The 12,728-nt window shown below is 69.0% G+C and carries 11 protein-coding genes; 4 read left to right on the plus strand and 7 right to left on the minus strand.

Annotated features, from left to right (window positions below):
* Window positions 1-34: 34 nt before the first annotated feature.
* From IPG05_14580 to IPG05_14590, 3 genes are read right to left on the minus strand one after another with little or no spacing between them, the layout of a single operon-like run.
* Entirely contained in the window at window positions 35-1,834 is a 1,800-nt protein-coding gene (locus IPG05_14580) for a VCBS repeat-containing protein (protein MBK6496298.1), read from the minus strand.
* On the minus strand, window positions 1,831-2,931 hold the full coding sequence (locus IPG05_14585) for a hypothetical protein (GenBank protein MBK6496299.1): 1,101 nt from the start codon (window positions 2,929-2,931) through the stop codon (window positions 1,831-1,833). Before IPG05_14585 ends, IPG05_14580 begins: the two co-directional genes overlap by 4 nt.
* Window positions 2,928-5,342, minus strand: coding sequence for a choice-of-anchor B family protein (locus IPG05_14590; GenBank protein MBK6496300.1), 2,415 nt, complete (start codon window positions 5,340-5,342; stop codon window positions 2,928-2,930). Before IPG05_14590 ends, IPG05_14585 begins: the two co-directional genes overlap by 4 nt.
* A 229-nt stretch (window positions 5,343-5,571) precedes the next feature.
* Between IPG05_14590 and IPG05_14595 the strand changes: the two genes are divergently transcribed.
* Both IPG05_14595 and IPG05_14600 read left to right on the plus strand, forming a co-directional pair.
* Complete coding sequence (locus IPG05_14595) at window positions 5,572-6,663, plus strand: response regulator (GenBank protein MBK6496301.1); 1,092 nt, start codon at window positions 5,572-5,574, stop codon at window positions 6,661-6,663.
* A 72-nt stretch (window positions 6,664-6,735) separates the two neighbouring features.
* Entirely contained in the window at window positions 6,736-7,161 is a 426-nt protein-coding gene (locus tag IPG05_14600; GenBank protein ID MBK6496302.1) for a GspH/FimT family pseudopilin, read from the plus strand.
* On the opposite strand, the gene IPG05_14605 is transcribed toward IPG05_14600, so the two are convergent.
* Window positions 7,151-7,477: a hypothetical protein gene (locus tag IPG05_14605; GenBank protein MBK6496303.1), complete on the minus strand. Its 327-nt coding sequence runs from the start codon at window positions 7,475-7,477 to the stop codon at window positions 7,151-7,153. The genes IPG05_14600 and IPG05_14605 overlap by 11 nt on opposite strands.
* A 146-nt stretch (window positions 7,478-7,623) precedes the next feature.
* On the opposite strand from IPG05_14605, the gene IPG05_14610 reads away from it, so the two are divergent.
* On the plus strand, window positions 7,624-8,637 hold the full coding sequence (locus IPG05_14610; protein MBK6496304.1) for an HD domain-containing protein: 1,014 nt from the start codon (window positions 7,624-7,626) through the stop codon (window positions 8,635-8,637).
* A gap of 328 nt (window positions 8,638-8,965) precedes the next feature.
* Here the strand turns inward: IPG05_14610 and IPG05_14615 are convergent, their stop codons facing one another.
* Window positions 8,966-9,583, minus strand: a complete 618-nt coding sequence (locus IPG05_14615) for a hypothetical protein (protein ID MBK6496305.1) — start codon at window positions 9,581-9,583, stop codon at window positions 8,966-8,968.
* Window positions 9,580-10,194 carry a hypothetical protein gene (locus tag IPG05_14620; GenBank protein MBK6496306.1) on the minus strand — a complete coding sequence of 205 codons (615 nt, stop codon included), beginning with the start codon at window positions 10,192-10,194 and terminating at the stop codon, window positions 9,580-9,582. Before IPG05_14620 ends, IPG05_14615 begins: the two co-directional genes overlap by 4 nt.
* A gap of 82 nt (window positions 10,195-10,276) precedes the next feature.
* On the opposite strand from IPG05_14620, the gene IPG05_14625 reads away from it, so the two are divergent.
* The gene (locus IPG05_14625) at window positions 10,277-11,932 is read left to right on the plus strand and encodes a methyl-accepting chemotaxis protein (GenBank protein MBK6496307.1); all 1,656 of its coding nucleotides are present in this window, start codon (window positions 10,277-10,279) and stop codon (window positions 11,930-11,932) included.
* Window positions 11,933-11,983: 51 nt separating this feature from the next.
* Here the strand turns inward: IPG05_14625 and IPG05_14630 are convergent, their stop codons facing one another.
* Window positions 11,984-12,589, minus strand: coding sequence for a hypothetical protein (locus IPG05_14630; GenBank protein ID MBK6496308.1), 606 nt, complete (start codon window positions 12,587-12,589; stop codon window positions 11,984-11,986).
* Window positions 12,590-12,728: the final 139 nt, after the last annotated feature.

Genomic DNA, 12,728 nt, shown 5'->3' on the forward strand with positions numbered 1-12,728 from the left:
ACTCGATGATCGATCATCGATCATCGATCATCGACTATCTCGGCCGCTCGAAGTACAGCAATCCCCCACTCACATCACCCACCAGCAACGCCAGCACCCCGCTCCCATACAAGTCTCCGAAGGTCGCCGCCGACCCGCGGTGCGTCGCGACGGTGTAGTTCGAGTCGAGGACGAAGCGGATCTCGTTGCCGGCGCTGACGTTGCGCCAGCGCTGAAGGCCGCCGTCATCGCTGCCGAGGAAGAGGTCGGGGCGGCCGGTGCGCTCGGGGTCGGCAAAGGTCGGTGAGGCACGGCGGCCGACGTCGATTCCCTGGAAGTTGTCGCTGACCAGCTCGAACTTCGGCGCGGTGCGGCTGCCGACATTGCGATAGAGATTGAGCTGCCCGCTCGCCTCACCGACCATCATGTCGAGATCGCCGTCGCCATCGAGGTCGGCGAGCGCCGGCACCGAGTTGCTGCCGCGCGTCAGCACGATCAGGGCGCTGTCGGCCAGCGTCCACGTCGGGGCGGACTTGGTGCCGCTGTTCCGGAACCACTGGACGCGGTCGCGCCAGGTGCCCACCACCAGGTCCGGCAGGCCGTCGCCATCGAGGTCGGCCACGGCGGCGGTGGGATTGAACTCGGTCGGCAACCCGAGCGGCCCGCGGTCGCGGAATGACGGCGCCGTGCGGCTGCCGACATTCTCGAGCCACGTCAGCGTGCCGCGTTCGCCCTCCCCCTGCACGATTCTATTGCCCACCAGCAGGTCGAGGTCGCCGTCGCCATCGAGGTCGGCCAGCGTCGGCACGCTCTCGCTGCCGACATCGAGCATCGGCAACAAGCGCGAGGTGCGCGTGCTCCACTCGCCGCGCTTCACCTGCTCCACCAGGTAGAGATTGTCGATCGAGGTCCGGTTCGGGCCGAAGGCGCCGCCAATCACGCCCATCACCAGGTCGAGGTCGCCGTCGCCGTCGAAGTCGCCGAGCGAGGGGGCGTTGTAGCCGCTGGTGAGCAGCGGCGGCGTCACCGGGAACTGCGCCGGCGGGTGACGCAGGTCGGGCTGCGCACAGCTCCCCTGATTGGCGATCAACAACAGCCCCGGTTCGAAGAAGTCGCCCCAGAGCAGGTCCGGGTCGCCATCGCCGTCGACATCACCGAAGGCCATGGTGTTGGCGCCATGCAGCGAGGGACGGGTGCCGTCACTGCCAGTCCCGACGATCTCGATCTCCTCGAAGCGCTCGGTGAGCATCCGGAATCGCGGGATGCTCCCCTTCGTCGCCACCTCGGCCTCGTAATGCACGATCGTCCCGCTGACCCGCCCGATGAAGAGGTCGAGCCGGCCGTTGCAGTTGAGGTCGACGAGATTCAGGATGTTCTGCCGATCGGCGAAGATCGGCTGTCCCTCGCTGTCGCGCAGCGAGTCGGCGGCCGCCTCGAACTGTGCGGCGGTCTTGGTCCCGACGTTGCGCCAGAGGCGGATGTAGCTGTTCGGCATCTCGGTGAGGAGGTCGATCACGCCGTCCTGATCGAGGTCGACGAAGCGGGCCCACTCCCCCACTGCCATCCCGCCGTATTGATCGGTGCGCCACTGCAGCTTGCCCTTGACGTTCTCGAAGAACATCAGCGCGTCGGCGCGTTCCTGCAGGAAGAGATCGAGGTCGCCGTCACCGTCGATGTCGACCAGCTGCGGCCGCGGCACGTCGAGCCCGCCAAGAAACGGTTCGGCGATCGGCGTGCCGGCGCGGTCGGCGACGGGGAACGGCGCGATCTTCCGAGCGAACGCGGCACCGCCCTGCGCCCCGAGCATAGCGGGGAGCAGGGCGGCACACACCGCGAGAGTGTGACGGCGGCTCACCGGGCGCGCGCCGCGCCGATCCCGGTCGGGCCGTTGCCCAGCATCAGCGTCGAGTGGACGGTACCGGCGGCAAGGTCGAGGATCGTCAGCCAGCCATCGGTGGCGGCGTGGCCCTCCATGCCGTGCATCTCGTGCCCGCTCTGCCCCGGCGTGATCGCCCCGGTGTTCTGGTTCACGATGAAGGCGTACTTGTTGTCGGCACGGAGGAGCAGGCCGTAGGGCTGCGCCATCCGCCCCTCGATGATGCGCCGCACCGTGCCAGTCGCGACGTCCACCTCGGCCAGCGCGTTCTTCACCAGCAGCGTGATGTAGACCTGCTTGCCATCACGCGAGAAGCGTGGATCCCACGGCTTCCCCGCCAGCGGAATCTCCTTCACCGGCACAAACGGCGGCGGCTTGGTGAGGTCGAACAGCAACAGCGTGTTCGACAATTCACCGCCGGCCACCATCGTCTTGCCATCGGGCGAGAGCGCGAACTGCACCAGCGAGCGTGGCGCACCGGGGATCGTGGTGATCGTCACCCGACCCGTCGCCGTCTCGACCGACGCGATCCGGTTCTCGGCGAGCGACGCGGTGTGGACCCACTTCCCGTCGAGCGTGACGGCGAGTGCATGCGGCCGCGGAATCAGGATCTCCTGCTCCTCGACCATCACGAACGCCTTCCGCGCAATCACGCCGAGTGCCTTCGGCGGATTCACCGCCGTCATCGAGCGGCCGACATAGAGCGAGTCGTGCACCGGGTCGAGCGTCAGCAATCCCGGCGTCTCCATCTTCACTTGACCGAGCAGACGATTGGCGCGGTCGAACTTCAGCACGCGACCGTCACCGATCAGCGAGACATACCAGAACGCGCCGTCGGCTTCGACGGCGATATGGTGCGGCTTGGCGTTGGCGGTGAAGCCGAGGCCGCGGAGGTCGATCACGGTGTCGACCGCGAGCCGCTGCTGGTCGATCACCGAGATGCTCGCCCCGGACTGATTCACCACATACAACTTGGCCCCGCCGGACGGGCTCGGGGCCGTGGCGGGGGCAGCACCCCCGCCGCTGCAGGCCAGGGCGGCGAATGCCGCCCCGGCCGTCAGGAACCTGCGGATCATGGCACCGTCGAGGTGCGGTCACGCACCAGGAAGATCCCCTTCCCCATGTTGTTCACGAGGATCGAGCCGTTCTTGAAGTACGGGTAGCTGTTCCACGTCCCCGAGAAGCCCGGCGAGTTCTCGCCCGGCTCGACGTCGAAGAAGCCGACTTCGCGGGGTTGCGTCGGGTTGGTGATGTCGATGATGCGGAGGCCAGCCTTGTAGTTCGACTGGTACATCCGGTTGCCCTTCACGTACAGGTTGTGGTCCGACGCCTTGCTGGTGCCGAGGAACGGCCCGACGAAGACGGGGTCATCGAGCTTGGCGAAGTCGAAGATCAGGGTGCGGGTCGCCTTGGCGGCGTCGCCCTTGCCACCGGTCTCGTCGAGTTCGTCGTTGAGGTAAAAGTAGCGCATGTCCTCGCTCCACCACCCCTGGTGCGTGTAGCCGACATCCGGATAGGTCGCCAGACCGAGGACCGTCGGATTCTTCTTGTCGCTGAAGTCGGCGATGGAGATGGCCGTCTCGTTCGAGCCGAGGCAGATCTCCTTCCCCTGATAACGCGTGTCCGGCCCGCGGTAGACCTGGCAGAGCGCGTCGTGCGAATAGCCGGTGCCGCTGCGGCCGGTGCGCTTGTCGGCGTGGCAGCCGGCGAAGGTCGGCTTGAGCGGATCGCGCATGTCGATCATGTGGTAGCCGCCACCGCAATTCTCACCCGGGCCGTTGCTGCCGACCGCGTAGGCGAACATCGACTCCTCGTTGGTGAGGATGTCGTGCACGGAGGCGACCTTGTCGTAGGTGACGTCGGGGGTGAATTCCTGCGGCGTCTTCACGCCACGCAGCCGGTGCATGTCGAAGATCTGCACACCGTGCGGGCCCGACGCGTCGGAAACGATCAGGGCGTAGTGCTTGAGCGTCTTGATCTCGCGCCACGAGGTGGCCTGCGCCTCGGCGGTCTTCGGCAGGTTGCCGAGGTAGCGCGGGCGCGCCGGATCCGTCACATCGACGAACGAGGTGCCATCGGTGCGGCCGACGAGCGCGTAGTCCTTGCCCGTCTCGGGGTCGGTCCAGCCCCAGTTGCCGCTGAGCCCGACGCCGCGCTTGCCGCCGATCGCCGAGATCGGCAGGTACGACATCAGCCCGGTGTTGCCGCACTCCCAATCCTTCACCTTGCCGTCCTTGCAGACGACTTCGGCACCTGTCATCGCCGTCCACGTCTCGGCGGGTGCCGGGATGATGGTGTTCTTGACGCTCCAGGTGCCGGCAACCGAGCGGCCGAGGAAGAGCACGGTCCCTTCGCCACCACCATCGCGCGGCATGCCGATCGCGGCGCCGTCACCCGAGACGGCCACCACATCGGCCAACCGGGCACCCGGGTCGATCCCCGCCACGTCGACGCGAGCGACCGACGTGAACTTGCCATCCTTGCCGAGCGCGGCGCGATAGAGGTGGCCGGTGTTGCGCACCGCCGCCGGCGCACCGATCAGCAACTCGTTGCCGGCGAACGCCACCGAGGTGCCGAAACCGGCACCGGCATAGGAGAACGGCACCGCGGCATCGGTCTCACGCCAGGCGGACGTCTTCGGATTCCACTGATAGGCGACCACCATCCCGACCGTGCCGTTGCCCTGGCCGGTGATCGGCAGCGCCCCCGGCGAGCCGACGGCGATCATGTCGCCCTTGATGGCGATCGACACGCCGAACTGCGCGTTGTCGGCGCCGCGGGAGGCGAGCAGCACCCCCTCCGACTTGAAGCTGCCATCAGTCTGCCGGCCAAAGACCAGCACGGCGCCCTTCCGCATCGACCGGCTCGGCGCACCGACGGCGATCCGCTGGCCATCCGACGCCAGCGAGGACCCGAAGGCATCGCCGAGCTCGGCACCGGCCAGCGTGCCGGCGGCGGTGTAGCTCCCGTCGGTCCCACGGCGGTAGAGGTAGACCGCGCCGGCGCCGTCGCGCGGCGAGCCGATGGCGACCACGTCGCCGAGGATGGTCATCGAGCGGCCGAAGTCGCCGCGGGCAACGCGGGTCCCGGCCTGCAACACGCCGGCGGCAGTCCAGACGCCGGCGGCGTTCTTCCGGAAGACGTGCACCGCGCCCTTGGCGCTATCGGTCGCGGTGGGGCCATCGATCCGCGAGACCAGCAGGGTGGTCCCGTCGCTCACGAGGGTCGTGCCGAAGCCGTCGTTGGGGGCGCCGGCCGGAGCGGTCAAGGTCCCGGTCTCCTTCCAGCCCGCCGGCCCGCGGCGGTAGATGTGGACCGTCCCGCCCTTGGCGCCGCGGGGTTCGCCGACGAAGGCCTGGTCGCCGACGATCGCCACGGTGGCGCCAAAGGATGGGAGAGACGACGCGCGCTCGTCGCGCCCGCCAGACGCGGAAACCGCGCTCACGGCCAGCGGGAGCAGCAGCAGTGCCGAACAGACTCGCTTCATCGGGGACGACCTCATGAGGGGGTGGGAATTGAGTCGGATAAGCTAACACCCGGCCGCCGCGCCCGGGGGGCGATCGGGCGGCCCAACGGGACCACCCGACGGCCACACAGCCCTCCCTGTACGGGGCGAATGGCGCCGGGGGTTTCGAATCGGGACCGCCACACGAGGCGCGGATCGGAACGACCGATATATTGAGAGGAGGAGCAGGACTACCACTTCCGGAGCACGGATGAGCCCCGACACCGCCGACCCGATGGGAGATGAGATCGACCTGGTCACGACCTTGGTGGTCGATGACGAGGATTCGATCCGGTCGGCCCTGCAGCGCCTGCTCACCAGCATGGGTCACGAGGTGATCGCCACGGGAACGGCCGGCGAGGCGCTGGCCGAGATCCGCCGGCGCAAGATCGCCTGCATCCTGCTCGATGTCCGGCTGCCGGATGCCTCCGGCCCCGACATGGTGCCGATGATCCTGAAGGAAGAGCCCAACGCCGCCATCCTGATGCTCACCGCCGTGAACGACGCCAACACCGCCGCACTCTGCATGCAGCGCGGGGCGATGGACTATCTCGTCAAGCCGGTCGACCTGCAGGACCTCGAGCGCGCCATCGGGCGGGCACTGGCGCGTCGGCGCGACCTGATCGAACAGGCCGAGACGCAGGCGTGGCTCAAGCAGGAGATCGTCCAGCGCGGCGCCGAGCTGCGGCGCGAGCGCGGCAATCTCGAGCGGATTTCGGTGGCCACGCTCGAAGCGCTCGTCAACGCGCTCGAGGCCAAGGACGCCTATCTCCGCGGCCACTCGGCGCGGGTGGCCGACCTCTCCGCGATGATCGCCGCCGAGATGGGGCTCTCCGACGAGCAGATCGAGATGGTGCGCACGGCGGGCCGTCTCCACGACATCGGCAAGATCGGCATCCGCGAAGCGGTGCTGCACAAGCACGGGCCGCTCTCCGAGGAGGAGTTCGACCACGTCAAGACGCACGTGCTGATCGGGGCGCAGATCCTCGCGCCGCTGCATCACCTGCGTGAGGTGATCAGCTACGTCCGGTCGCACCATGAGCGTCATGACGGCACGGGCTATCCGGACGGCCTGGTGGGCGAGGCGATCCCGATCGGTGCGCGCATCCTGGGCGTGGCCGAGGTGTTCGACGCGTTGACCACCGTGCGGCCGTATCAGGAGAAGATGAGTCAGGAGCAGGCGGTGTCCCGGATGCGCGACCTGGTCGGCACGGTGATTTCGCCGGATGTGCATCGGGCGCTGGCGGCGGTGATCACCCGTCGGCGGGCGTTGGTCTTCCTCGACGAGAGTCGCGCGCCCTGATCGGCGGCAATCGGGTCCATCACGCGGGGTTCGGTGCCGAGCACTGGATCCCGCGTTTGCTATTGTCGGGGCATGACTCGCGGCGTCACCCTGCTGGAGCTCTTGCTCGTTCTCGTCCTCATCGGCATCCTCGCCGGCTTGGGCCTCCCTCACCTCGGCGCCGTCGCCTCGGCAGCGGCGCTCCGCCACGAGGCCACCGAGCTGGTCGTGGCGCTCGACGCCGCCCGGCTCGACGCCATCCGCTTCGGTGCGGTGACTCGGCTCACATTGAGCGACAGCAGTTATCGACTCGAGCTGCTCATGGATGGCGACACCACGCTGCGCTGGCAGCATGCGGGGGCGGGGACGCGCGGGGTCCAGCTGAGCGGGGGCGGGGCGCCGATCCACTTCGGGGCGGCAGGGCTGGCGGTGGGGGTGTCGAATCGGACGCTCACGTTGACGCGCCTTGGGGCGAGCCGCCGGGTCGTCATCTCGCGGTTGGGGCGGATCACCCCGTGAGGTGGTACTTCCGAATCTTGGCCAGCAGCGTCGAGCGGGCGATGCCGAGGAGCAGCGCCGCCTGACGCCGGTTGCCGTGGGTGAAGTGCAGCGTGGCGCGGAGGTGACGCGCTTCAGCGGCCTCCAGCGTCTCGGGGGCCGGCAGCATCGCCGCCTCGGTCACCACGAACTCCGGTGCCGGTGCCACCCCGGGCGGCACCGTCGCGACCTCCTCGAAGACCACCACGTGCCCACCAGCCCGGAGCGTGTCGGCCAGGGCGACGACGTCCTCGCGGGCGGGATCGGTGACGAGGAGGCGGATGTGGAGGGAGGGCATGGGTGAATGATACGGGGAAGGGCGTCACGGGACACGAGTAGATTGCTGCCAGCGTAACCAGTAACCCGTAACCCGTCACCAGGAAGACCACCCGGGTCGGAGCCACTGGTCACTGGTCACTGGTCACCCCTCACCGGTCCCCCCGCATGCTCGACATCTCCGCCCTCGCCGTCGGCGACTCCGTCCACCACCCCTTCCTCGTCCTCGACGTGGTGGCCAAGGGTGGCGACCACCCGCGCACCGTCCTCGTCCTCGGCAACCGGACCGGGCGGATCGACACGGCGCCGTTCTGGGCCGGGCGCGACGATCAGGTGAAGGGACTCAGCAAGGGGATGATCGTCCAGGTGGTCGGGACGGTGACGGCGTACCGCGAGTCGCGCCAGCTCGATGCCACCTCGGTGCGGGCGCTGCCGAAGGGGTCGATCCCGCTCGCCGATCTGGCGCCGTCCGTCGGCGCGGTCGATGGCTACTGGCAGTTCCTCGACGATATCCGCGCCAAGCTGACCGCACCGCGGCTCCGCGCCGTGGTCGACCTCTTCTATGCCGACGACGAGTTCCGCAGCCGGTATCAGGAATGCCCCGGCGCGCCGGGCACCGGCCACCACGCCGCGATCGGCGGGCTGTTGCAGCACACCTGCGAAGTGGTCAGCATCGGCAAGCAGATGGCGCGCGTGGCGCGGGCCGATGCGGAGATCGTCACCGTCGGCGCGATGCTCCACGACATCGGCAAGCTGGAGACCTACAGTTGGGAGACCGGCGTCTTCGACACCACCGAGCGCGGCCGGCTCCTCGGGCACGTGACCCAGGGCTACGCCATGTTCCGCGAGCGCGTCGCCGCGCAGCCGACGCCGCCGTGCACGCCGGAGGAACAGCTCCTGATCGAGCACCTGATCCTCTCGCACCACGGCCAGCTCGAGTTTGGCTCGCCGGTGCGGCCGCTGACCCTCGAGGCGGAGATTCTCCACTACGCCGACGACGCCTCGGCCAAGACGGCCTCGATCAACGACGCCTATGCCTCACCCGAGCTCTTCCCGGGCGACGCACGGACCTCGACCAAGAAGGTCTGGCAGTTCGACAATCGCTGGTTGGTGCGGTTGGCGCCCGACTTCGGGCGAGACGAGGATGGCGGGAACGAAGAAGCGGCCGACCAGCAGGGCTGATCGACCGCTTCGCACTCCAGCGCAGACGCTCGGGGGCGTTGCGAGGGAATGAGCGCTGTGGGTCAGATCGGCTCGCGGACCGTTCGCCCACACGGCTCTCCGAGGCGCTGGATCGGAGAGGATGAAGCGTGCGACACGCCCCATCGGTACTCCTACCAAGCTACCGTACCCCAGAAAAGCCGCAAGTGCCTGATTTTATTCGGGTTAGCTCACCTGCGGTGGGCAACAATGTGGGTTCGAAGTGCCCATCACCACGGCAGTTCCCCCCTTTCTCCACGGGATGTGGAGATGTTAATCCACATCCCCACATGCCATCCGCCGTACTTCGTTACAATCCGCCGGGGACACCCTTGGGGCGCATCGGGATGTCGAACACCCGCAGCAGGCCGTCGGCCGCCTGATCGTAGTTCACGGCGGCTGCTTCGGCGCCGACGGCACTGGTCCTGAGCTGGGGCAGCCCCGGGTTGGGCGAGGCCAACTGGAGCGCCACGCTGCGGTCGCACTTGATCATCTCGGCGTTGGTCACGACGATCGCCTTCTGATAGGCGATCAGCGCCTCAGCCCCGGCCTTGGCCGACGCCTTCATCCCGGCGATGTGCGGCTCCGCACCGATCATCACCCGCGACGCCGCACCGCAAGCGGCGCGGAGCCGCCGGGCCGCCGACGTGGCGACCGCTGGCGACGACGCGCGCTGCAACCGTGACGCTTCCGCCTGCACGACCATCAGTGAGTCGCGCATCACCATCAGCAGGCCGCGCAGCCCGCTCTTGGCCGAGTCGAGCGGAATGTCGTAGAGCATCGAGGCAGCGGAGTTCAGCTTGCGCTGCGCCAGGGCCCGCTCCTCTGGAGTCATCTTCTTGATCGCTTCCGAGGGCGAGGGCGGTGCCTGCGCCGCGAGCGGTGCAGCCACCAGCAAGGCGCCCAGCATCATCCATCCGGCCTTCATGAGTCGATCCCCACTTCGATGTAGCGCCAGGCCGCGTCGGTCCCCTCGTCGCCGAGGAAGAGGACACCCCCGGCTGAGGCGGCAAACCACCCGGCAATCATTCGGCGTGATCCATCCAGTTCCTGCACGATCGGCGGCAACCAGCGCCGCAAGTGGCGCAGCTCCGGGGCACGACGCCCCAGCTGCGCAAAGATCGCCCCGGCGCCCATGGTGATGCGAAGGAAGTGCGCCAGCGCGATCGCCCGCTCCGCAAAACCGATCGCCAATACACCCGGCTCGTCGAGCAGCACCTCGCCATCTTCCGGCAGTGCCTGCGGCGTGTCGAGGCGTGGGCCGAGGAAGATGTAGCGGCGTCCCTCGGCAGTCTTCCGTTCGACGACGGCCGCCGCAGTGTCGCTGGTGAGGCGCCCCGCATGGAGGAGGTCGTCATCGGGGAGAATGCCGACGACGCGCGTCCACTCGAGGGCACCGAGCAGCTGTTCCATCGGGCAGCCGATCGTGTCGTCGAAGGCGGTGAAGCGCGGCGCCTCGCCGGCTCGCAGCACCGCATGCGCCATCGCCTCGGCCCGGTCCGCGAAGGTGCGAATCGTCAGCGTCGTCGGGGTTGTCATGCTGTGATGATAGACCGCCGAGGCAGTCGCGGGTAGGGCCCCCGCTTGCGTCCATGCCTCGTGCGGACCCACGTTTCGCGCCATGAGCGACCTCCCCTCTCTCCGCAGTCGGGTCACCGCCGGCACCGTCCTCCTCCTCCTGCTGGTCTGGGGGATGACGTTGCAGGGCGTGTCGGCGATGAAATCGCTCGATTCGGCGGTGCAGGACGAGCTGGCGACGTTCCGAGAGGCAACGGTCGTCGTCCAGGAACTCACTCGCGACGTGGTGACGGCCGTCCGGATCGGGGATGCACTGGCGTTGACGCCGGACGACTCGGCGAGCCGCGTCCAGCTCTCGGCGGCCTTCGCCAATGTGCGCGGTGCGAGCGGCAGCTACAGCGCGCTCTCGCTCACCGATCCCGAGCGGAAGGCCCTCCGCCGTATCGATACCCTGGTCTCGCGACTCGAACGGAGCAGCGCCCCCGGGACGCCGGACGGCCGCCGGGTCGCGACCGCCGATTCGTTGCTCGACGACGTGCGCGCCCTGGTCGCGGTGCAGGCGGCGGCCGCGTCGGATCGTGCCAGCGACCTCGCCAGCAACAGCGAGGAGCGGCGGACCTATGTCTGGCTCCTCTTCGGCCTGGCCCTGATCCTCGGCATCTGGTCGGCGGTCTACACCGTGCGTGCGGTGGTGCTCCCGTTGCGCCGACTGGTCGAGGCCACCGAACGAGTCGGCGCTGGCGACCTCCGCCCGATCGACCTGGGCCCGATGCCGAAGGAGCTCGGCCTCCTCGCCGCCGCGGTGCGCCGGATGAGCGAAGGACTGCGCGGCGTGGTGGGCAGCGTCGCCGACGTCAGCAGCACGCTGACCGAGAATGCCGGCGCGCTCTCGCGGCGATCGGAGCAGCTCACCGAGAGCGCCACCCAGGTGTCGCGCGCGATCGGTGCGGTGTCGGCCTCTGCCGAGAAACAGGCGACGGCCACGCGTGAGAGCGACGACCTGCTCAGCGACCTGCGCGCGGCCGCGGCACGCAGCGCGGGCGCGGGCCAGCGCGTGGTGTTGGTGGCCGATCGGATTCGCCGCACCGCCGACACCCACCGCAGCCACCTTGGCGCGGCCTCCGAGACGCTGCTCGAGTTGCACGAGGTGGTGGCGCAGACGACGTCCTCGGTCGGCCGGCTGACCAATGCAGCCGCGGCGGTGTCGGAGTTCGTGGCGCTCACCGGCCAGTTGGCGGCGCAGACCGAGTTGCTGGCGCTCAACGCGGCGATCGAGGCGGCGCGCGCGGGGGCGGCCGGGGAAGGCTTCGCGGTCGTCGCCGGCGAAATCCGGCAGCTCGCCGAGACCAGTGCGGAAGGGGCGCGGCGGATCGCCAAGACGGTGGCGACGCTCGATGAGCAGGTGCGGTTGGTGGCGCAGACGGTCGAGGCGGGGACGGAGCGCGTGGCGGGCGTCGAGGACGTGGCGGCTGGGGTGACCGCGGCGCTGGCGGAGATCGTCGGCTCGGTCGAGGAAGTTGCCGCAGCCGCCGGGACGGTGGCGCGCGAGGCCGCCGCGCACCGCGAGCTCGCCGACCGCCTGGGGGCCACCGCGGCTGACGTGGCTCGTGCCGCGCAGGTCAACGCGCACGCGGCGCAGGCGGTGACCGATTCGGCCGTCGAGCAGTCGGGCGCCACCCATGAAATCGCAACGGCGGCGACCACCGTAGTGGACACCGCCGATCGACTGACGAGACTGGTGCGCGGGTTCCGCGTCTGAACTGAGGTGACCAGTGACCAGTGACCCGGGTCACAGGTTACTGGTGACAGGTCACTTCTTCTTCTTCGCCGCCTTCTTCACTGGCACCACCTTCTTGGCGGGCGCGGCCTTGGCCACCGGCTTCTTGGGGGCCGGCTTGGCCGGCGCCTTGGCGGCAACCTTTGGCGCGGGCTTGGCGGCGGCCTTGGCCGCGGGCTTCGGCGGAGGCTTCGGTGCGGGCTTGGCCGGAGCCTTGGCGGCCGGCTTGACCGGAGGAGCCGTGCGGGCGGCCTTCGGGTCCTTGGAGGTCACCGCGGCCTTCACCCCGACCGCCTTGGCAGCCACCGGGGCTTCCGGGGGCTTGGCGGGCGTGTGGTGGACCGGCGGCGGGGGCGTTGGCCGCTTCGGCTTCTCGATCACCAACGGCTTCGACGCCTTCCCGGCCGGGGTCTCGCGAATCTCGGCCAGGACCTTCTCGACCTCGTCGTGGGTCAGCAGGTTCCGCCGGACGCCGTAGCGCATCAGCTCTTCGGCGTGGGCGATGGCATACTCTTCCAAGCCTGCGCCAGCCCGCGACAGCGCCACGATCGCGTTGGCGACCGGACTCCGGAGGACATGCGCAATGCCCGGGAGGGCTTCCATCAAGGAGGAGATCTGTGGCGCGGCCAATTCGGTCATTCACGGGCCTCGGAAAAACGGCAACGTACGCGCCGCGGACACCCCCCGTCAAGGTATTGGACGGTCGGACTCTTGACGGACCCCCCGAAAAAGCGTAGCTAAGAGGGTGTGCCACGGGTCCGACTTCCCGGCCCCCGGA

Source organism: Gemmatimonadota bacterium (assembly GCA_016704275.1).
In the GTDB taxonomy this organism is placed as follows: Bacteria; Gemmatimonadota; Gemmatimonadetes; order Gemmatimonadales; family GWC2-71-9; genus Palsa-1233.